Genomic DNA, 21,882 nt, shown 5'->3' with positions numbered 1-21,882 from the left:
GGATTCCAGACGCATGAGAACCTCCGGCGGGAAGCTCGCACTCGTTCTGGCACTGGCGGTAATGCTGTCGATCCCACTGGTGTCGCAGTCCGCATGGGCGCCGCCCTCGGGGGAGGACCCCGTGGAGCCCGTCACGTCGGAGGTGACAGCATACGGGTTCATAGCCAACCTGTCCGACCAGGAGGAGAACACGCCGCTCCAGGGGGTGCAGGTCACCCTGTATGACTCCGACAAGAACGTCGTGCAGGTCACGTCCGGGACCAACCCCGTGAAGACCGACGCGAACGGACGCTTCGAGTTCACGTTCATGCACACCGAGGGCGACACGTACTACATGACGTTCGAGTACCCCGGATACACGGTCAGGTCCCTGCCCGACAGCATGGACATGGACTCCGAGGGCTTCGTCAGCTTCGACCCCGCCGAGACCGCCGTCGACAGCGAGGGCGACTACGCCCTGTCCGGGGAGTCCGGCGGACTCCACGCGATCGTCATGGCCGTCACAACCGGCTCGGTCTACGGGACCGTCCAGGGAGAGTCCGGCGGGGAGACGTTCGCCCTCTCCGGCGCCACCGTCACCATAGTGTCCGAGGACGGGATGAGCTACTCCGCGTCCACCGGGGCCAACGGATACTTCTCCATAGACTGCCCGTCCGGCAGGTACACCATGACGGTCAGCTGCACCGGGTTCCAGAGCTCCGAGGCGATAGCCGTCGAGTCGGGTCACGGCTCGGCGTACTCGGTGACGCTGGTCCAGAACACCTCCGAGTTCGTCCTCGGGCTGGACATCACCCACTCCATAATGGTCATCGGACTGGTGATGCTGGCACTGATAATCGTGGGGGTCACCGCGATGCACGTCAGGGGGAGGGGACGCGGCGACGAGCCGATCCTCATGAACGACCTCGAGGACCTTACGCAGCAGCAGGATGAGGACGAGGTCAGGCGTCCCTGACCAGGGATGCGTTGACCCTGTCGTAGAGGCTCTCGCCGTTGGCGTCTATCGCGACTATGAGCGGCCCGAGCCTGCTCGCCTCGAACCTCCACATCGCCTCGGCCATCCCAAGGTCCTCCCACTCGCACCCGACGCACCTGTCGAGGCCCTCGGCCAGCGACGCCGCGGCGCCGCCGGTGGCGGCGAGGTAGACGCAGCCGTACTCCCTCATGGCGTCGGCCGTCTCGCGGGACATCCCGCCCTTGCCGATGATCGCGCGGACGTTGTAGGTGGGGATCATCTCCGGCTCGAGCTTGTTCATCCTCGCGGAGGTGGTGGGCCCGGCGGCGACGACCGCCCATGTGCCGTCGTCCCTCTGCTTCATTATGGGTCCGCAGTGGAAGATCGCCGCGCCGTTCAGGCACTCTGGGACGTCCTTCCCCTGCTCGGCGTACTCGAGAGCGCGGATGTGCATCTCGTCGCGGCCGGTGACGATGGGTCCGGAGAGGTAGACGGTCTCCCCCAGCTTCAGCGACCTGACGTCCTCCTCCGTCAGGGGCGTCCTGAGGTTCCTCAAAGCCTCACCCCCTGGGAGTACTCCACGCCGTGATCGGTGATCCTCGCGGAGGCGCGGCGGGTGGCCCAGCAGCCGATGTTGACTGCCACGGGCAGGCTGGCGGTGTGACAGGCGCACTTCCTGATCCTCACGCCGAGGACGGTGGTCGCTCCGCCCAAGCCCATCGGCCCCAGTCCGGAGCCGTTGAGCGCTACGAAGAGGTCCTCCTCCATCTTCCTCAATGTCGGGTCGGAGTTCTCCTCGTCCAGAGGCGTGAGGAGGGCCTCCTTGGCCATCTCCACGCACCTGTCGGAGGTGCCGCCGATGCCCACGCCGACTATGGACGGCGGGCAGGGGCGGCCGCCGGCGTCCAGGACGACATCGACGACGAACCTCCTGATGCCCTCGACCCCGTCGGCGGGGTTGAGCATGACGAGGCGCGTCATGTTCTCCGAGCCGGCGCCCTTGGGCAGGACGGTGATCTCGGTGAAGTCGTCGTCGGTCGGGATGTAGTGGATGAGGGGCATGCCCTCCCCGAGGTTGTCGCCGTAGTTCTCCCTGGTGATCGGGTCGACGGTGTTCGGCCTGAGCGGGATCTGCCTCGTCGCCCTCGCCACCCCGTCGGCGATGCCCTTCGCGATGGTGGAGTCGAACCTCCCCCTGACGTAGAACACGGGGATCCCCGTGTCCTGGCACATCGGGAGCCCGAGGTGCTCCGCCTTCTTGACGTTCTCCATGATCGCTCCCAGCTGGGTGTACGCGACCTCGCCGGTCTCCCATCCCGCGGCGGCCTCCAGGGCCCAGCCGACGTCGGCTGGGAGCTTGGTGTTCGCCAGGCGCAGGAGGTTCACTACGATGTCCTCGACGGGTTCGGAGAGCTTGATCACGGTCATTGCGACGTCACCGACGCAAGGATATTTGGATGTTTAGAAGGAACGGAAGTGGTTTGGGTAAGGGGTTTGGAGAGGCCGTCAGACCGTGTCGCGGTTCCTGATGGCCAGATCTATGGCGTGGAGCATGGAGGCCACCTCGGCCCCCAGCTCGGTCAGCCCGATGGTGGGGCGAGCGTCTGACGTCCCGCCGTAGTCCACCAGCCCGAGCTGCCTCAGCGAGTCGAGCTTGTCCGGCATCCTGTTGCCCCTGCCGACCGCGTCGTAGATGTCGCTCTTGCGGCTCTCCCCGCAGCCGTACAGGTACAGCATTATGGAGACCATGTGGCTGGACTCCAGGATGTCGGCACCGACGTCGTCTACGGACTGGGTACGGGAGATCATATCTGCCCGCCTCCCTGGTCCTCCTGCTTCCTGTGGGTGTACATGATGTACGCGGCGAAGCAGACGCAGACCGCCGCCAGCACCAGCAGCAGGATGATGTACAGCGTGTTGTCGTTCTTGTACACGATGGCCGGTTCCTCGGGCTTGTCGTCGGTGGGGTCGTCCGGGTCGTCGGGATCCGTGACCGGGACCCTGATGTAGACGACGTGGTCGACGACCTCCACCGGGGTGTCGGAGACCGTGAGCTCGTATGTGGCCGAGCCCGCGGAGTAGTTCGCTGTTCCGGGATAGGACGCAGTGATGGTGACCGATCCCGTGGCGTTCATGGTGATGGCCCCGGTCTGGGGATCGACGGTGGCAATGGCCGGGTCTGAGCTCGAGTAGGTGAGCAGACTCTCGTCGATGTACGAGGGCAACTGCAACGCGTTGTAAAACGAGCTGTCCTCGACGTACATCTTGAGCTGCTCGTTGTAGAACTCCGGCTGCTCTGTCGCTGGGATGATTGTGAACTCGTAGTTGAGTTGTGAATCATAAGAATTTATCCCAGTAATAGTTATGAGTACAGGCCCTACATCAGAATTGTCCGAATACGATACGACATAGTCTTTGCCTTCGACCAGCGACGAAGACACTTCCTTAACAATCGGATGTCCTGTATAGATTTCGTCTGACACATCAACAGAGAACATATCTTTCGATAACGGCCCTCCTGTCGAAACGACCCAAGGTATGCTTATTACTTCAGGAGCATCCGCAGATTTTGTAAGAGGGCTCCACTGGCAGTTATCGTAATCATTGATGTACAGCAACATCGTGTAATTTCCAGGCCCCGAAGCGATGTTACCTGCGTAGCTTACGTAATTCTCCACATCCTCATACCAGTTGACAAACCATTCCTCTTCTGTAAGATCGTATTCGTCCTTACCCTCTTCAAAGGTCAGGTATGGCGTGCTGTCCACTACGGGCCTATCAATATAACGAGTCGTTATCTCAAAATCAACCTTCAACTCAAGTCCCTTATAGCTGTCAGTCTCCTCGACAAACGCTTTCATGTAATATGTACCGACATCTGCTGGCACTTCAATTCCGCAATAGATGTCCCCCTCGGTTTTATAGTACTCATATCTTATTTCCAGATCATAGTCACCTGCAAGAGATCCTGGATTGAATTCGGGATTATCTCCGAACACCCATGTGGATGAAATACTCGGCATGTTCTGCTCATCCCATGTGAGCTCGATTTGACCTCCGATACTCCACTCCAACCTGAGAACCTCCCCCTCTGCCAAAGGACTGCCCCAACAATAGTTGTCCGAATCCTTAAGGAAGAGCTCGATTCCATATGTGCCCCCAAGTATAGCTTCCATCACTATGCCCTCATCTGTTTCGATAGGGACGACGTTTTCATCCAATGCTGCATAGTACATCAGATCGGAATCGTAATTTTCCAATGTCACTTTGTGAGAGTTCTCGTCGAATTCGAAGTAATCCTCATCCCAGCTAGGCAACAAAGGCTTCTTATCCACAGTAAAATTGAACGGAGTTACACCTGTAATTCCGGTATAGTCACAGTAACCATCCTCCATCCCCTCTGCAGCAACAGAAAACATCAAAGTGTAATCCCCTGCGGGAAGTTCTATTAGAACATCGGATTGAGTATCCTTTGTAAAGGTTATGTCCGTGTCCTGAATCGATGCGGTGACGGTTCCGTATAGCGAAACTGGCCATTTGATCTTCTCATCGGTGAATCCGAGATACGTCCAACCGTTGACTTGCGGGAATCCTGCATCTATATCCCAGTCATTAGTTGCAGAAGTAACAACCAGCACTCCCTTCTCACCAACATACAGTGTGTAGTTGGGATTAGCACAGGTTGCGGTCAATTCATACCGACCGGCATGCTTGATATCATCAATACCGTTTATATCGTCTGTCTTCAAAAGACTGATTCTAACGTCCAAATACGAAGACAAACGGTCTTCTAAATCAACACTATAAAACATCTTGTCGCTACTGACGCTCTTATCGTCCAGTTCATCCAAAGCACATGTCTGATCTTCCAGATCTATTTTGACACTAAGAGGCTTGATGTAAAGGTCACCAGGAATCGACGTTACCTTGAAGTTCTTTCCAGTGTATGAAACCAATATTGCATCAGAATAGACTTCACCATAGCCGTTCGCATTCACATAGTCATTGAATGTAGTATGCCCTTCCAGCACCGTGGGATCGAGTGCATAGCTTAGGTTACCCTTGCCAGATTTTAGTTCATTGTCAAACAGGTCGCGAATGCCCTTATCGGTTCCGTCTGTGAATGAGTAACCATAATTCAGTAAGTTATCCTTACCATAAACCACATCACCAAATTTGGAGTCCACCTGATTCGCCTGAATAGCGATTTCCACAGGCGTAATCGAGAAAGTAAATTCGGGGTTGACAATGGTATAGTTCTTGGAATAGTTGCCACTCTCGCTATCGACCAACTCTACTTTGACGGTATATTCCTGAGAGTCACGTATTTCTTCGTAGTTTAACTTGGAAACTTGGTAAGCGTCTTCGGGGAGACGTAAATCGCTCGGCCCAAGAACATATGATATGAGAGTTGATGGCGATAATGCGTTCCCATCGTATGGTTTCGTCCAAGAACCATCATGGGCCCAGATTGCCTTCACTTCACATGGCTTGATTACAAACGTTTTCGTTATTACATCTGTTGGATCATTATAGTTCTGGTCAAGTGAAGAAAAGGTGATTGTGACATCATATGTGCCGACATCACTGGGAGTCGTCAATTCCCCGTTCTGCCGATATGTGATGATTGGCTTGAGATATGTATTCACATCACCCTTGTCTTTGTATTGGTCCCCATCTGTATCTACTGCAAGAATGATCTGACCAGATATTTCTACTCCAGAATTAGAATCGGGATCGTATTGCCTTTCCAAATCATATTCGATACCCGTCAATCCTTCAAATGTGGCCTTTGTCACTTTAAATTGAGCATTGGAAACCGTGATACTGTAGTTACTGTTCTCATCCACAACCGCCCTAGCCTGATATATTCCAGCATTATTTGGTTTGTCGATAGACCAGGAACCCCATTTTGATTCAGTGAGATTGCCCAGATCCTCATCTTCTATTTCATCCCAATATTGATCATTGTAATAACGATACTGAATCGAATAGCTAACGTCTGGGCCATCTGCTATTGTGATAGTGACCTCGTGATCCTCTCCGTTGTACACCATGTCTGATGAATTGACACTGGCCGGAAGGGCCTTTGGCGTCACGACGTACATGTGTTGATCCGAATCAAATTCTACAATCACTTCTGAATCCAAGCTTTTGATTTTAACATTGATGTCTAGATCATAGTTCGAATCAACACTCACAGACACATGGTAGTTGCCCGCGTCCAACCAAATATTGCCTTCACCGTCTGTGCTGTAGTTTGAATCATAGTCAAGAGATATCTTCAGAACGTCTTGTTCGGATTGTTCGAAAGCATAGATGTCCGAAGAGCCGGAAATACCGGAAACTACTTCTGATTCTTGGAACAGACTGGAGATTATCTCTGCATACGACATATCGCTATAAACACTTGAGAACGAGCTATAATCGAATGTCAGAACAATAGGGCGTGGACTAACAGTCAGATCCCCACTAACGAACTCAACTTCGTAATTTCCAATGATGCGATTGGTTGAATCTCCAGAAACAGAAGGGGTAACACTGTAGCTGACGCCTTCAGACGATATGGGGTCATTGTAGTCATAATCATCCGATACTTCTAGCGTACCTGGAATTTCTTCGTCGAAATCGAATCCTTGAATCGAGAACTCGATGAATTCTTCCGCCGAATAAGAGAATTCAGAGTCGCCATAGTATATGGAGTAGTCTTTTGCTGTAATAGTCAGGTCTCTATAGTCGATATAAATGAAATCTTTGTATTCGTGAATCCATTCGTTGTAGTTGTCAGATATCAATTTGACTTTTATGCTGTGCTGTCCCGCATCAGTAATTGAGAAGCTATCGATGGGGACATACTGGCCATCGCCTTCGCAAACATACCAGGCAAATTCCGAAGCAGCATCATTAGTCCTGCCTGTATCGATGGAATAAGAACTGATGACACTCTGACCGGATCCATTATATGTCAGGTTCAAGACAGGGCTGACAGTGACCCAGCTATCATCAATTGTATCTGTTTTAATTACATACGTCTGTTTTGAATTGAAAACGACCGTATAGTTGGGGTCGTCAGTACTAGCCACAATAACATATTTGCGTGCATCATGTGTGTTGCCATCGATGGGTTCTAGGCATATTGTTATCTGAGGTTCATCATCACCACGTGGATTCTTACCCTCAGTATAAATCAGTTTTACGTCTGACAAGTCTGGTGTATTCCCATCGTAGTCGGATGACAGTTGTTTTGGATCTTCAGCTGAAACCTCCAATTCAAACGGATTGATAGTTGCACTGAAATCGCCTGTGAAGGGAAGATAGTTGTCTCCTGCAGATATGGTATAGTTGATTGCCTTATTATCGACAACATCTGAAAGATACTCGATAGGATTGCCTTCGACGTCAGTGAATTTCCATTCCACCTTATTTTGATCTCCATCACATACATTGGAGACCATTCCATTGACAAATGTCTCCAGCTGGTCTTTCCCATCATAGGTTTCCTCAAGATTGTCGGTTATTGAGGAACCGATCTGCCTCTTCTCAACCGATACATACAGAGTGTATTCTGCACTTCCATAATTTTCACTAGAGGCAGTTTGGAAACGTATAGAGTATACTCCTGCATTTTTGATTGCAGCTTCACTCCAAGAACCATCACTGTTTCTATAATAGCTGGTATACGATATCTTGTCAACATTGGTCCCTATTTCAGGTATTGTTCCCTTACCATCGTTCACGGTTACTTTGAAATCTGTATCCTTTACGAATTTGTGTTCCTCACTATCATATGTGAATTGGAGTGTTGTTTCAGTTGTGCTACTCCATTCCACGGTGATGGTAAAATCGTCTTTTACGAAGAGATACTTGGCATACAGTGTATAGCCCTCGATGTAGTCTCTTTCATCATCAGAGTCTAGTTCGGTCAAGCCCCATTCAAAATTATTGGTGAATCTATCCTCAATTGTTAATACTGCATAGACTTCTTTGCCAACTTCAGGACTATCTGAACTCCATTTGACGGTGATCCCATCACCGAATGTCAAAGTTTCACGACTGGTAGTGTTGTTGACCAGAGTCAGAGTCGGATATGGTTGTGATGAAGATATGACTACATTTCTCACATCGTTCGTAGAAAGTGTGATTATGCGCTTGGATATGTTCCAGGGGATGCTCGCAACATCATCTTCGATTTCTACATCGGCCTCGCCTTCCGACCAACGATAGTTTGAGTCAGTAATCCTTACTTTCAAAACATATCCTGTTGATGAGTGATCTACATACTCGTCTCCAGATATTATTTGGAAAAATTCCTTCCATGATTGGAAATCATCCGATGTGATTTTGATTTCGGTTCCGTTGTACTCTGGGTTGAATTCTTCATCGAAAACGGGAACGTTTACAGGCTTCTTAGAAATTGTAAATGACTTGAAATCCGATGTGCATGCAGCGATGTAATTCTTCGTTTCTTCGACATACGCCACTACGCGGTAGTTTCCGGCATCATGGGGTTGTGTCACAGAGTCCCATGTTTTTGCATCTTGTGGAATTGTACCGTCCCATGAAGAAGCTGGATTCTCGACAGTCCAGAATTTAATCACAACAGTTCCATATTCGGAATTCGCTGTTGGGGCTGTCAGAGAATCTGTATTCCCGTATACTAAATCCGAGGGCGGTGTCCACTCATCCCATATGACATCGTACGAACTATCTATCTTGGTGATTGTAAAATACAGAGTGAGAGTACCGTCGACGGGCGGATTGGACATATCCCATGTGAAATTATGATTGATTGTGACGTATACGGGATAGCTGTCCGCATCCACATGATGCTCCTGCTTTACCGTATAGTACCTGCCGCTGGAAAGATCCGATTGTTGAGGTTTACCAGTATAGGGTTTAGAACCGGCATCCACATCGTCAAGAGCCTCTACAGGGCATGGGCTTACAGTTATAGAATTCTCGAATTTCCATTCCAATTCACTGAAATTATCATTGCCTGATCTATCAGCGTCAAATACGATCTTGATCCAGTATGTGCCAGCATCATACTGCCCGTCTCCGTTGATGTTCGCCTCCTGGCTGAAGTAAGAATCTTCATACAATTTGATTTCAGATGTTGTATCGAACTTTGACTCGACTTTGATTTTTGATTTGAGAAGATCCAGTAATTCATCTTTGCTCAGCTTTTCGTCGAGATAGGTCCAGTCGCCTATGGAAATGGTATTTGAAATTACTTCGTTTTGAGCCGTGTTTATATGCCATGTGATTTCTTTATCGACTGTTTCCGCACCACGCACCCAACAGTAATTGTTTGTATCTGTCAGCGATAGAAGTGCCTTGTATTCGCCTTTGTTTTCTGCCTTGTAGACGTACCCGTCATCTGTGGATACGGAAAATGGCTTTGATTGTACAATTGTACTCAGGTCTATTACTGATCCAGTATAATCAAAACTGAAATTATAATCTTCAGCAGGAATTTCTTTTTTGATAATCGTAAAAGAATCGGAGAGTGTAACTCCTATGTAGTTGACAGACTCGATGGTAATCTTCACGTACCATTCTCCGGCTAAAGATGGCTGTGTATCTGTAGCATCTGTCTCAGGTATTGTTGTTCCATCGTTGGCTTGACCCCAATAATAGTACACGGGTTCGAAGGTGGAGTCGTCGGTAAAAGCATCGTCTGGAACTCCCTTTATGATCGGATTGTGAGGGCCAGCATCAGAATACTCCCAGCCTTTGAGTTCTATCGATGCTCCTGTGAAAGTTGCTTTCAAAATCGTCCATGTATCTGTGATTGCTTCACGTTCTGTTTCTGCTAGACCCTTCCACACGTAGTTGTTATTAGTTAATTCGAATGTTATAAAGTAATCGCCTGCATTCTTGGCATAGACTTCAAAGGTCTCTTTGTCAGATAACAGGGCATCAGTCAAAATGGTGCCGTTTTCATCAGAATAAAGGTTAGTGCTTGTAATATCCATGTAATCAGGGTTGAACCCGGATACCGTTGTGGAATGGTAGGTGCTATTGTAGGTTTCAGAATTGTTGTAAAGAATTGGTACATCAACCTCTATCGGAAGCACATCCACAGTGAATTCGCGAGGTTTTGTTGTCACATTGTTTTCTTTGTAGGTTACTTCCACTTTTGTGACGTCTACTGTGAGATGATTGCCCTCATCGAGGCTAACCACCTCTCCATTCTCATCATAATATGTGAATGAGAGCGTACTAAGGTAATTTTCATATTGTGTAATATCTAGTGTGGACATATCTGCATATATGTCATCTTTATCAGATGAGAACAACACTGTCAAACTAGTTACGTTGAATAAATCCCCACTATAGAATGTACTGGGTGCATCAGCATCTGTTATCCCATGTGGGTACATAGGAGTTATATTTACTGTGAATTCTAGAGGAATAAAATTATCACTCACTGTATGGTTAATGTTGGATCTGATGTATGCCGATAACACGGCATCATCTCTACTACCATCAGAGCCTGAGTAGAGACTACCCTGAACATACAGATCGTAAGATGCGTCCAGTCTTTTTTCACTACCATCAGAGAATACTGCGATTAGATAATCTCTGACGTCCAGACTCACACTCGCAAGAGAATCGCCAGAATGATATGTTTTTGTAGGAAAGTCCTCAGTCTTTTTCAATGACTCGATTTTATTTTCAACTATGGTCAGTTCGATAGGGTACACCTTGTTGTCTATAACAACTGAGAAAGTCTGTTCCCCCACAGCTGTAAATGCACCTGTGAGATCGTAATCTGTTATAACAGATCCCGAATTATAGGCAACATGCAGATGTTGTTTTATTTTGTTCTCACCGTCTGTGTCGTACAAAATTTTACTGCCATCAACATCAACGAGAGTAATTGTTATTTCTTCATCCTCATACAAAATGTCATTTTCTGCATCTGCGGCGGGCGATGCTGTTACCAGTAGCATCGCTCCGATTGCAACCAGAGCTATGACCACAATTGCTTTTCTCCACATAGCTACGGATTCCTCCTTATTCTATGAATATAATATTCTTAAATCATGTATTTAAGTTTTTGATAGTAATATTCTTAGAACTATCAATCATATAAATTTACAGTAACCAGCCACACAGTATCCGACTATGCATCCAACATGCCCGAAGGCAGATGAATTCTTCACAGTCTGGCTATGTTGAGATCCCCGATTAGGGAATGAAAAATTGGACGCGCTCCAGTGTATACAAGTTATAAATACTACTGGATATTTAGTCAACGAAACGTTGTTTTTGCGTGTAGAGGTGTTAACTCCAGATACCGCACGTCACGGCACGAAGTAGAGGACATCGTCTATGGCCACGACCCTCACCGAATCCCCTATGTCCGCGTCCTCCGGCACCCTCAGGTCCACCGTGGAGTAGTTGTCCGGATGCAGCACCTGGATCTCCGACCCGGACCTGCTGACGACCGTCGCCTCCCTCAGATCCTCCGCCTTCTCGTAGACCCTGATGTCGGACATGTCCGCCCTGCGAACCGCCCTCTCCCTGAAATCCATCAGGTCCATGAGCCTCCCGCCGTTGCCGTTGACCCTGGTGAGCTTGCAGTGGTGGCCCTGGAACAGGACCACGTCGCCCACATGGTACTCGGGCAGCCTGACCAGGTACGTGATCCTGTACATGTCCTGGCCGTCGGTGGTCTGTCCAACCAGCTTCGGGGACTCCTTGGTCTCCGCGCAGTAGAAGTCCGCCAGCTCCCTTGCCAGGCTCTTCCCCAGGGACATCGACGAGAGGTACACGTCCACCCCGCCTGTCACGAGCTCCATCTTCGTGATGAACAGCGACCTGTTGGTGGCCGCCTGCCTGGCCACGGAGTTCTCCACCATGACCAGGGTCTCCTCCCTGTCCTCCTCGGACAGCCTGCCGGAGCCCGTCCTGATCTGCAGAATCGCCTCGTAGTAGCTCCCCAGCTGCCTGGAGCACCTCCTGCAGACGGTGTTCTTGATCCTCACGATGGTCGTGGCCTCGTCCTCGGCCTCGTAGCCCATGACGTCGCACGTGGTGCGGACGGTCACGGAGTACACGTGCGGGTCCTGCTCCACGGCCTGCGTCGAGACGGACACCGGCACGGCGTCCCTGATCACCGCCAGCGCGTCCGCCGCCGCGTCCTGCACTGCGACGGCCTTCTCCCTCCTGAGCCACCTGTCCCCGAACTCGTACTCGCCGCAGTTCGTGCAGACCCTCAGGTCCACGTGGTGGGGGAGGGACGTCAGCTTCCTGCCGTCCAGCCAGCAGTCTATGCACAGGCCGTCCAGAGACTCCTCGCAGTCCCTGCCGCATTTGACGCAGAAGCTCACAGCAGCACCACCTGGGCGTGCTTCACGCCGCCGATCTCCATGACGTTGTCCGGCGACACCTTGCCCTCCGCTATGGCGATGGACACGACCTCCTCTCCGACCAGGTTCATGATGGTGACCGACTTCATCCTCTCGATGAACGCCTCGGCGGGAATCGACTCCCCCCTGTAGAACGTCTCGCTGACCCTCAGCCTGGCGCCCCCGCCCTCGAAGGTCCTTCCGATGAGGTCCTCGTCGCATGCCGCGAGGATGACCTCGTTCCCGTGCGTGTGTATCCTTACGAACATGTCCTCACACCCTCTTGTAAAGGTTTCCGGCCTTGTAGAACTCTCCGGCGTCGTGCAGCTGCTTGAGCGCCCTGCGGACCTCGGACTCGGGGATGCCCTGGGACTCGCCGTGCTGGACGAACTCGTCCTCGGTGAGGCCGTCGCCGCCGAAGTCCCTCATGATCTCCCTGACCACGTCCATCTTGTTCCTGTCCTTGGAGCTGATTCCGGTGGCGATCTTGTCGATGTCGAACCCGCCGTCGTCGGAGCCGGCGATCCTCCTGAGGTAGTCCTCCACCAGGTCCACGGCGCGGTTGGCGTCCACGTCGGTCACGACGGAGCTCAGGCACATCTTCGCCGACGCCTCGGACAGGCGCACGAACGCCTCCAGCTGCCTGGCCGTGATCGGTACGGAGCTCCCGTCCCCGCCCATGGCCCTGATCCTCAGGTAGCTCCTCTCGATGATGCTCTTGGCCTCCTCGGTCATGACCGGGGTCATCCTCTTGGAGTACGCCACGTACTTCCTGAGGATCTCCACGTCGTAGACCGGGCGGATGTTGTCGGTGTTCTCCAGGATCCTCTTGGGGTCCACGCCGTCTATGTGCGTCCCCTCGGGCATCATCCTGACCTGCCCGCGCTGGTGTGCCTTGAGGATGTGCTCGGTGATCGCCGTGTCCTTCCTCTTCTCGGGCTTGTCCGTCAGCACGAATATGAGATCGAAACGGGACATGAGCGCCGGGGGCAGGTCGATCTGGTCCGCGATGGGCGTGTCCTCCTCGAACCTCCCGTACTTGGGGTTCGCGGCGGCCAGCATCGAGCACCTGCACTGCAGCGTGGCGGTTATGCCAGCCTTGGCGACGGAGATCCTCTGGGACTCCATCGCCTCGTGCAGCGAGGACCTGTCCTGGTCCGTCATCTTGTCCAGCTCGTCGATGCAGGCCAGACCCTTGTCCGCCAGGACCAGTGCCCCGGCCTCCAGGGTCCACCTGCCGTCCCCGAAGTCGTCCCTCACCGCCGCGGCGGTCAGTCCCGCCGCCGACGCGGACTTCCCGGAGGCGTATATCCCTCTGGGCGCCAGCATGCTCATGTACCTCAGGAGCTGCGACTTCGCGACTCCGGGGTCTCCCATCAGCAGGATGTGCATGTCGCCCCTCATCACGGTCCCGTCGTCCATCTCCTTGTGGCAACCGCCGAACAGCTGCAGGGCGATGGCCTTCTTCACGGAGTCCAGCCCGTAGATGGACGGCGATATCGACTTGACGATGTTGTCGAAGAGGTCCGGGTCCTTGGACATGCGGAGGATCTCCTTCTCGTCCTCCTCGGTGATCTGGATCTCGTCGTACTCGTGCTGCTCGAACTCCACGGAGATGACGTCGAGGAAGGTCTCGAACACCGTCGACTTGTCCCTGTCGGACTTCTCCACGGACCTGAGCACCCCGTTCAGGGTGATCCTGTTGCCCGCGGTGACCTCACCGGCGATGTCGTCCTCCACGTATCCGGTGAGCCTCTCCGGCTGTGCGCCTCCCCTGAGCCCCTCGGGGCTCTCCTGGATCTCGATCTTCTGCGTGTCGATGAAGACGGACGCCTTGTCGTCCAGGATGAAGCGGGTGGCCTGCTTGTTGCAGCTGCCCTCGGGGTTGGAGCACATCATCGGCTCCTTGAGGATCATCCCGGGCTGGTCCACCCACATCTCGGTGCCGCACCTGGCGCACCTGAAAAGCGCCACGGTCATGCGGGGCTTGACGGTGGTGACCTTCCTGGCCAGGCCCTCCACCGCGATGAGCCTCCTGAGGTGGTCGGCGCGCAGGTTGCGGATGTCCACCTTCGCATCCCTCGGGAGGTTGAATATCCTGACGTTGATGTTCTCCCCCGGACGGCTGATGTTGGGCACCAGGGACATGACGGTCTTCCTGGCGATCTCGAAGCACTTGTCCGGGTTGTCGAGGACGTACATGGCGAAGTCCACGTTGTAGGTGTTGATGTCGGCGTAGTCCACCATGAGGCTCTTCTTCTGGGGGAAGTTGTCCGCGATGCACGAGATCATGATGCGGTACTTGTCCCTGGAGAACACGTCGTTCCAGGCGGCCTGGATCTCGCTGTCCTGGAAGTTCACCGCCAATGTCAGACCCCCTTCGAGCGGCACTCGTCGTCGACCCACCAGACCCATCCGCCGCGGTCCATGGAGATCTCCCCCTTGATCAGTCCGGCCTTCCTGAACTTCATCAGGGTCTTCGCCAGGTCGTCGGGGCACCTGTACTTGAAGAGGTCCTCCAGCCTGTCTGTCGCCTCGAGCGTGGTGAGGCGGTCGGCGCCTAGCGCGTCCCATATCATCGGAAGAAGGTCGTCTGAGGTCATCGCCCCGACCATCGCCGACCATGATTTAAACATCGTGCCTGCGCGCACGCGTGCGTCGGAGTGCGCCCCTGTTTAGGACCTCCTCCATGCCGATGAGGACCGAACCGGGTGCGGAACCGAAGGGAGACGACAGTGCCAGATGTCCGAAACCTGGGGTTGCGGATTGTGAGGCGCGCCGAATTGCGGACACTAATTTTTAACCACTCCTAAACGCTGTTTACTCACCTTTTTATACACCTTTGCGGGTTTTCCCCCTCAGAGGTAATCAAGATGGTTACAGTCAACGCTTCCGAGTGTGTCGCATGCGGTGCATGCGTGGACGTCTGCCCCGAGGGCGCTATCACCTGCGAGGACATCGCGGTCATCGATGCCGGCAAATGCATCGACTGCGGCGCCTGCATCGACGAGTGCCCCTCCAGCGCCATCACCGAGTGATGCCGTCCCTGAGCCGTCGGAAGACGGCCTGGAAACCATTTCCCTTTTGATTTTCTCAAGAACTGCTGCTCTGACGCGATTCTCGATCGCTACTGTCGTCCGATCCGCTGTTCCCGCCGGTCACGGACTCGATGTACTCGTTCTGGATCCTGACGACCTCGGTGCTGTCCTTCGCCTTCGAGTAGTCGTCGAGCATCGCGCCGTTGAGCCTCATGAACTCCGGAGCCCAGTTGAACCTGCCCATGAACGTCTCGGCCTGCTCCCTCTGACCGAGGATGATCAGGGCGGCCATGACGGCCTCGGCGCTGTTCAGCTCCATCGGCCTGCCCCAGTTGATGGGGTTCGACGCCAGGAGGTAGGGCAGCGCCCTCTCCTCCACCCTCCTGAGCCTTGGGAACTCGTCGATGTTGGTCCAGGTCAGGTCCATCACGACCAAACCCTTGTGCGCGTGGCCGATGTCGGCCGGCGACAGAGCCCTGTCCGAGAAGGGGGAGAGGACGATGGACCCGGACGGGATCGCGCCCAGGGTCTTGGCCTCCCTGCCGAGACCGAACTTCAGCATCCGCTTGGCGGTGCACTTCTTCGGGTCGCACTGGCACTTGTCGTAGATGATGACCGGGATCATGCGGATACCATCGAGGCCAGCTTGGAGGGGTCGGCCATGTTCTCCTTCACCCACTCCCTGACCTCCTCCATCGAACGGACGTACTCCTGGTAGAGCTCCAGGTCGTCGGTGGCGGCGTAGTCCAGCCTGGACCTCATGGGGGCCAGGATCTGCTTCCCCTTCCACTCGGGATTGCCCGAGAGCCTGTCGAAGACGTCCTTCTCGGTGTAGACCACGTAATCATAGGTCTTGTCCTTGGGCAGGTAGTCCTCGTTCTCGAAGTTCTTGGAGACCTGCCTCCTCATGTCCTCCCCGTTCTGGTACATCGCGGAGATGAGCTCGCAGTCGATGATGTCGGGCTCCGGACCGGCGCTGAACGCCTCGTACTGGTCCGGGTAGAACTTCATCGTGAAGTACTCGGCCATCTGTGAGGCGAAGTCGTTCTTCTCGTCCACGAACAGCACGCGGACCCTGTTCTCCTTCTTCTTGAAAACGGACATGTTCGGACCTCTTGAGTGAGGGGATGACCCCCACGTATATACTATCGATTACCGGATTCCCCGGGAAGCCTGAGGTGTTGCGACCTTAACCTCTTCTTTTTCAATCCCCGCGCCCTACGGTGGGACATGGACACAGGACGCGCGGCCAAGTTCCCGTTTCTGAAGGAGTCCGCAGAGTTCGCGGAGCAGAACAACGCAGACCTGGAGGCCCTGATAACGTCGCCGTCCTTCGAGCCCGCCCGCGAGCGCGGTGTCGCCAGGGTGATGGACGCCCTGGAGAACTCAGAGGTTACCTACAAGCCCCTGATGAACGACTACGACAGGCTCATCGAGGTCATGTCCTACCCGTACGCCAGGATGATCGTGTCGATGGTCGGGGACCGCTTCCTGACCAAGAGGTACGCCCTGGCGGAGGCCGTCAGGATGAACAAGATCCTCACGGGGGAGGACAGGGAGACCCTCCTGGTGGTCTCGGAGGAGCTCGGCGTGACATCGACGGTGGACGCGGACGGCATCATCCGCATGGGGTTCCCCGACTACCTCAGGCTGGCCAACAGGCTCAAGAGCGTCGACTGGAAGCTGATCAACTGCGACATCCACTCCGGCCTGGTGTACCTTCCGCAGGAGAAGTTCAGCCGTCTGATGCAGAACGCCCTGCAGGACAAGATCGAGTCGGAGCTCCCGCTGATGACCCCCGAGGAGTACAGGAGGTATCTCCGCGGCGCGGTCGACAAGGTGTCCATGGCCCTCGAGGAGGCCAAGGCCAGGTACAGCCCCACGGGGGGCGAGGGGATGAAGAACGAGTTCCTCCCGCCGTGCCTAGTGCACATCCTGGACATGTCCAGACGCGGCATGAACCTGCCCCACAGCGCCAGGTTCGCCCTGGTCACGTTCCTGCACGCCCTCGGCCTCGACTACGACGGGATCATCAGGGTTTTCTCCGAGTCCCCGGACTTCAACGAGGAGATCGCCGGATACCAGATCAAGCACATCACCGGGGAGCTCAGCGGGACGGAGGGGTACAGCCCGCCGGAGTGCAAGACCATGAAGACGAACGGCCTCTGCCACAACCCGGACACTCTGTGCCAGCAGGAGTGGATGAACCATCCCCTCTCGTACTACAGGGTCAAGATGCGCGACGCCGAGAAGAGGAGCGGGCAGGCCGCCCAGCAGCAGGCGCAGCCACAGGGGCAGTCCGGAAACCGGCCGAAAAACGACCAATGAAACCGTCCAAAAAAGGCCAACGGTCGAAAGTGCCAGAGTGTGAAAATGATTTGAAAGGGGGAGGGGACCTCAGTCCTCCTTCCCCTCGTCGGATTCGGGGTACATCTTGCCCAGGTTCCTCCAGGTGATGATCGCCCTCTGGATGGCGGTGGCGTTGCCGACGACGGCGAACCACAGCATCATGATCTCCATCCAGCAGATGTCGATACCGCCGACCTGGAACGACCCGTAGCCGACCTGGATCATGACGTACTGGATGATTGGGAACAGCGTGGACAGGACGACCCTGTCGGCCCTCCCGAGGAGCCCGGCGTAGAGGCGCGGGGCGCCGATGGCCTGGGCCTGTGTGCCCATGTAGGAAGTGAGCAAGACACCGACGAGGGCGAGCATGCCGAGGTACGGGTTGCACCAGGTGGCGCAGAACGCGATCCCGCCGATCATGAAGACGTCGGCGTACCTGTCGAAGACGTGGTCCAGGTAGTCGCCCTTGGGGCCCGCCTTGCCGGACAGCTTGGCCACCTTCCCGTCGAGGGCGTCGAAGTAGCCCGACACGATGACCATCACGGCCCCGACTATCAGGAGCCAGTCGTATCCTTCGTAGCCGCTGAAGTAGAAGATCGCACCGCACACAAGCGCCAGGATCAGCCCGATCCAGGAGATCGTGTTGGGATTCACGTTTATCAGCTTTCTCGCGACCGGGGTCAGCGCGAAATCGACCCTCGCTCTCTGTCCGTCTAGAACCATCTGTCCATCTCCCCTGACCAGTCGGTCTTTCCGGGGAGGTAATCCGCACCATCCCCTTTTACGATTTTCTCCACGGCGTCCGCGGACTCGGACACGGTGCACGATGTGCAGTCCACCTCGTACACCGGGATGTCGGATTCCGTGGCCTCGCAGAGAATCACGTCCAGGACCTCAGCCTGCACGTTCTCCCTCACCTTCTCCGGGCCGTAGCCCCTGGCTTCCAGACGTCCGGCGAGGACGTCCGGCGCGCAGCGGAGGACGATTATCCCATGGGAGTCCATGAAGTGCGACAGGTGGCTGTCCAGTATGACCAGCCCCTCCGAGGCCCTGAAGGGCTCCAGCGCGTCGTTCAGGAGGTCCAGATCCACCTCGTGGGTGTCCCTCTCCTCGTCCAGCTCGCCCATCAGGCCGTGCTCGATTATGAAGCGCTTCCCGTCGACGACGTCGTATCCGCGGGTGCGGAGCTCCTCCGACACGGAGGACTTCCCTGTGCCGGGTGTGCCGGTCAGCGCGTAGAGCGTCATGAGATCATCCCGAGATAGGGCTCGGCCCTCTCCAGGACGGCGTCCCAAGTCGGGATGTTGTTGAGGGCCCCGACCTCCTCGACCGCGAAGGACGAGACCGCCGATGCGATGACCAGCGCCTCGGGCACGTCCACGCCCCTGTAGGTCGCAGCGTAGAAGCCCGCACGGTAGTTGTCGCCGGCGCCGGTGACGTCAACGACCCTGTCCGCCTTCACGGCCGGTATGTGCATGACCTCGTCGCCGACCTTGGCCGTGCTGCCCTTGTCCCCCTCGGTGCGGACGACCAGCGGCAGGTCGACCTCCATGACGTCGTCGAGCTGAAGGTACCTGCAGATCGTCGCCGCCTCGAGGTCGTTGCAGAAGAGCGCGTCCGACAGAGGGAGCGCCTGCCCCACGAGATCCGCGTTCCACACGCGGTGGACCTCCTGCGCCGGATCCAGGGCGATCCTCCTGCCGCCCCTCAGATCCTCCATCAGGGAGATGTAGTAGGAGGGCTGGCCCGTGCAGAAGTGCACGTTGGCGGAGGCCCTGGCCATCCGGTCCAGCCTCACGCCGGTCCTGTCCGCGTGGCCCTGGGGTCCCTGGTAGAAGAAGACCCTGGTGACCAGGTCGCGGTCGTTGATGATGACGCAGGTCGAGGTCTCCTCGCCGTCGAGGGTGACGACCTCGTCCATGATGAGCCCCGAGGACTCCATGAACTCCATGTACTTGGCGGGGAAGTCCGGGCCCACGAAAGCGCAGAGCGCAGTGGGGCACCCCAGCCTCGCCGCCGAGACGGCGATGTTGGGGCCGGTGCCGCCGAGCGTCGTCTTCTTGGACAGCGCGTCGGCGGTGATCCCCGGGTCCAGGAACCTGTCGATGGACAGGATCTGGTCGACGGTCACGTGGCCGTAGACCGACAGAAAGGGGTCGCTCAGGTGCCTTCCTCCCAGCCGGTGACGTACTTTACCTGCTCGTCCGTCAGGGTGTCGATGGTGACGCCCATGGACTTCAGCTTGAGGGTGGCGATCTGCATGTCGATCTCCGCCGGGACGGCGTAGACCTCGTTGTCCATCCTGTCGTAGTTGCGGGTCATGTGGACGATTCCCAGCGCCTGGGTGGCGAAGCTCATGTCCATGATCTCCGCGGGGTGCCCCTGACCGGCGGCCAGGTTCATCAGCCTGCCCTCCGCGATGAGATACAGGGACCTGCCGTCCTTCATCCTGTACTCGTCGATGAAGTCGCGGACCCTGACCTTGGAGTCCGACATCTCGTCCAGGGCGTTCTTGTTGATCTCGTTGTCGAAGTGACCGACGTTGCCCATGATGCATCCGTCCTTCATCACGGCCAGATGGTCGGCGGTGATGATGTCCTTGCATCCAGTGACTGTGATGATGATGTCCGCGACCTTCACGGCGTCGATCATCCTCATGACCTCGTACCCGTCCATCTTGGCCTCGATGGCCTTGACGGGGTCTACCTCCGTCACGATGACGGACGCGCCCAGACCCTTGGCCCTCATGGCGACGCCCTTCCCGCACCAACCGTAGCCTGCGACCACGAGCCTCTTCCCGGCGACGATCAGGTTGGTGGCGTTCATCCAGCCGTCGAAGGCGGACTGGCCGGTCCCGTACCTGTTGTCGAACAGGAACTTCATCTTGGCGTCGTTGACGTCCAGGACGGGGAACTTCAGCGCCTTGTCCTTGGCCATGGCCCTGAGCCTGACGACACCGGTGGTCGTCTCCTCGTTGGCGGCCTTGATGTTGGGCAGGATGTCCTTCCTGGACGTGTGCGCCATGGCGATGAGGTCGGCCCCGTCGTCGATGAGGAAGTCAGGCGCCATGTTCAGGACGGTGTTGAGGTTGTTGTAGTATTCCTGGGATGACTCCCATTTCTTCGCGTACACGTCGAGCCCGTACTCCTCCCTTAGCGCTGCGGCGACGGAGTCGTCGGTGGAGAGGGGGTTGCAGCTCGCGAGGCGGATCTTGGCGCCGGCGTCGGCAAGTGTGACCGCCAGCATCCCGGTCTTCGCCTCGGTGTGCAGGGCCATGCCGATCTTCAGCCCGGCGAGGGGCTGCTCGTCGATGAAGCGCCTGCGGATGTCCATGAGGACGGGCATGTGGGTCTCGACCCAGTGCAGCCTCAGGGACCCTTTCTTGACAAGTTCGTCCATTCAATCATCTCCTCCGTCCAGCCCGTCCATCAGGAACCTGCAGATCCTCTCGACGGTGCGGCGGCGGTTCTCCTGGTTGGAGAAGTCGTCCAACGTCTTAATTATTGTTTCACGGTCCCCGCGGAGCTCCTCCACGAAGCGCGAGATGTTCTCTATGGCGCGGGAGATCTCGTCGCATACGGGCACTGTCGCGGCCTTGGATGTGCGCGAGAGCGGGTTGAGGTCTATGGAGATGACCTTCTTCCCCATGGCGACCAGGGCCTCGGCGCGGTCCCCGTCCTCGATCGGGACCAGGATGACGTCGCTACCGTAGATGCCCTCGGAGGTGCACAGGGCGCGGTCGTGCTCCAGACCCTGGATCCTGCTGTCGGGGTCCCTGCCGAGGACGCCCTCGGCGCCCTTGGACTCCAGGTAGGATATCAGGCCCTCCATGCGCTCGGGTGTGCGGTGGAACAGGTTGACCTCGATCTTCGCCGGGACCTGCTTCGCCAGTGCGATTATGCCCTCCGGGTCCAGTGCGGCGGCGTTGCCGTTGACGCAGATGACCGGGTTCTCGGCGTTCAGGAGATATGCGGCAGCGGCCCTCTCGGCCTCCAGCGCCGCCTCGGTGCTCCTCTCCCCCATCAGGTAGTCGTAGGCCTCGCCCCTGCCGTGGGAGATCAGGCCGGTCGGGGTGACCAGGCCCGCCTGGACCATCTCGGCCAGACGCTCCCTGGTCATGAGCGATTTGTATCTTGGATGACTCTTAGGAATGTCCACGTCCGCTGCGATTGCGGACGCT

18 protein-coding genes are annotated in these 21,882 nt (G+C 55.8%); 3 read left to right on the top strand and 15 right to left on the bottom strand.

The genetic code is table 11. The annotated features are described in order from the left end of the window. Window positions 1–13: 13 nt before the first annotated feature. The gene (locus JS82_00330; protein QHK16679.1) at window positions 14–955 is read left to right on the top strand and encodes a hypothetical protein; all 942 of its coding nucleotides are present in this window, start codon (window positions 14–16) and stop codon (window positions 953–955) included. Here JS82_00330 and JS82_00325 read toward each other — a convergent pair. The 8 genes from JS82_00325 to JS82_00290 form a co-directional block, all read right to left on the bottom strand. Then, window positions 942–1,511, bottom strand: a complete 570-nt coding sequence (locus JS82_00325; protein ID QHK16678.1) for a fumarate hydratase — start codon at window positions 1,509–1,511, stop codon at window positions 942–944. The two genes, JS82_00330 and JS82_00325, sit on opposite strands and share 14 nt — an antisense overlap. Next, window positions 1,508–2,383: a fumarate hydratase gene (locus tag JS82_00320; GenBank protein QHK16677.1), complete on the bottom strand. Its 876-nt coding sequence runs from the start codon at window positions 2,381–2,383 to the stop codon at window positions 1,508–1,510. Before JS82_00320 ends, JS82_00325 begins: the two co-directional genes overlap by 4 nt. 78 nt (window positions 2,384–2,461) lie before the next feature. Beyond that, entirely contained in the window at window positions 2,462–2,764 is a 303-nt protein-coding gene (locus tag JS82_00315) for a hypothetical protein (GenBank protein ID QHK16676.1), read from the bottom strand. Then, window positions 2,761–10,962 (bottom strand): hypothetical protein, encoded by an 8,202-nt coding sequence (locus JS82_00310; protein QHK16675.1) that lies wholly within the window; start codon window positions 10,960–10,962, stop codon window positions 2,761–2,763. The genes JS82_00315 and JS82_00310 overlap by 4 nt, the downstream gene beginning before the upstream one ends. Window positions 10,963–11,268: 306 nt before the next feature. Continuing rightward, entirely contained in the window at window positions 11,269–12,297 is a 1,029-nt protein-coding gene (locus JS82_00305; protein ID QHK16674.1) for a hypothetical protein, read from the bottom strand. Next, complete coding sequence (locus JS82_00300) at window positions 12,294–12,584, bottom strand: DUF424 family protein (protein QHK16673.1); 291 nt, start codon at window positions 12,582–12,584, stop codon at window positions 12,294–12,296. Before JS82_00300 ends, JS82_00305 begins: the two co-directional genes overlap by 4 nt. Window positions 12,585–12,588: 4 nt before the next feature. Further along, window positions 12,589–14,730 carry an AAA domain-containing protein gene (locus JS82_00295; GenBank protein ID QHK16672.1) on the bottom strand — a complete coding sequence of 714 codons (2,142 nt, stop codon included), beginning with the start codon at window positions 14,728–14,730 and terminating at the stop codon, window positions 12,589–12,591. After that, entirely contained in the window at window positions 14,685–14,918 is a 234-nt protein-coding gene (locus JS82_00290; protein QHK16671.1) for a hypothetical protein, read from the bottom strand. The genes JS82_00295 and JS82_00290 overlap by 46 nt, the downstream gene beginning before the upstream one ends. Before the next feature lie 270 nt (window positions 14,919–15,188). On the opposite strand from JS82_00290, the gene JS82_00285 reads away from it, so the two are divergent. Then, the gene (locus JS82_00285) at window positions 15,189–15,353 is read left to right on the top strand and encodes a 4Fe-4S dicluster domain-containing protein (GenBank protein QHK16670.1); all 165 of its coding nucleotides are present in this window, start codon (window positions 15,189–15,191) and stop codon (window positions 15,351–15,353) included. 55 nt (window positions 15,354–15,408) lie between these two features. On the opposite strand, the gene JS82_00280 is transcribed toward JS82_00285, so the two are convergent. Further along, window positions 15,409–15,978, bottom strand: a complete 570-nt coding sequence (locus tag JS82_00280) for a DUF367 family protein (protein ID QHK16669.1) — start codon at window positions 15,976–15,978, stop codon at window positions 15,409–15,411. Next, complete coding sequence (locus JS82_00275) at window positions 15,975–16,457, bottom strand: hypothetical protein (GenBank protein QHK16668.1); 483 nt, start codon at window positions 16,455–16,457, stop codon at window positions 15,975–15,977. The genes JS82_00280 and JS82_00275 overlap by 4 nt, the downstream gene beginning before the upstream one ends. Window positions 16,458–16,583: 126 nt before the next feature. Here JS82_00275 and JS82_00270 point away from each other — a divergent pair, with 126 nt between their 5' ends. Continuing rightward, window positions 16,584–17,681, top strand: coding sequence for a DNA primase (locus tag JS82_00270; protein QHK16667.1), 1,098 nt, complete (start codon window positions 16,584–16,586; stop codon window positions 17,679–17,681). Between the two features lie 69 nt (window positions 17,682–17,750). On the opposite strand, the gene JS82_00265 is transcribed toward JS82_00270, so the two are convergent. From JS82_00265 to JS82_00245, 5 genes are read right to left on the bottom strand one after another with little or no spacing between them, the layout of a single operon-like run. Beyond that, window positions 17,751–18,425 (bottom strand): CDP-alcohol phosphatidyltransferase family protein, encoded by a 675-nt coding sequence (locus JS82_00265; protein ID QHK16666.1) that lies wholly within the window; start codon window positions 18,423–18,425, stop codon window positions 17,751–17,753. Next, the gene (locus JS82_00260) at window positions 18,416–18,949 is read right to left on the bottom strand and encodes an AAA family ATPase (GenBank protein QHK16665.1); all 534 of its coding nucleotides are present in this window, start codon (window positions 18,947–18,949) and stop codon (window positions 18,416–18,418) included. Before JS82_00260 ends, JS82_00265 begins: the two co-directional genes overlap by 10 nt. Further along, on the bottom strand, window positions 18,946–19,866 hold the full coding sequence (locus JS82_00255; protein QHK18331.1) for a carbohydrate kinase: 921 nt from the start codon (window positions 19,864–19,866) through the stop codon (window positions 18,946–18,948). The genes JS82_00260 and JS82_00255 overlap by 4 nt, the downstream gene beginning before the upstream one ends. Further along, window positions 19,863–21,101: an adenosylhomocysteinase gene (locus JS82_00250; GenBank protein ID QHK16664.1), complete on the bottom strand. Its 1,239-nt coding sequence runs from the start codon at window positions 21,099–21,101 to the stop codon at window positions 19,863–19,865. The genes JS82_00255 and JS82_00250 overlap by 4 nt, the downstream gene beginning before the upstream one ends. Beyond that, window positions 21,102–21,860 carry a phosphopantothenate/pantothenate synthetase gene (locus tag JS82_00245; GenBank protein ID QHK16663.1) on the bottom strand — a complete coding sequence of 253 codons (759 nt, stop codon included), beginning with the start codon at window positions 21,858–21,860 and terminating at the stop codon, window positions 21,102–21,104. Between the last annotated feature and the right edge of the window lie 22 nt (window positions 21,861–21,882).

This window comes from Methanomassiliicoccaceae archaeon DOK (assembly GCA_009911715.1).
GTDB lineage: Archaea > Thermoplasmatota > Thermoplasmata > Methanomassiliicoccales > Methanomethylophilaceae > Methanoprimaticola.
This window is presented reverse-complemented; position numbering and strand designations above follow the sequence as displayed.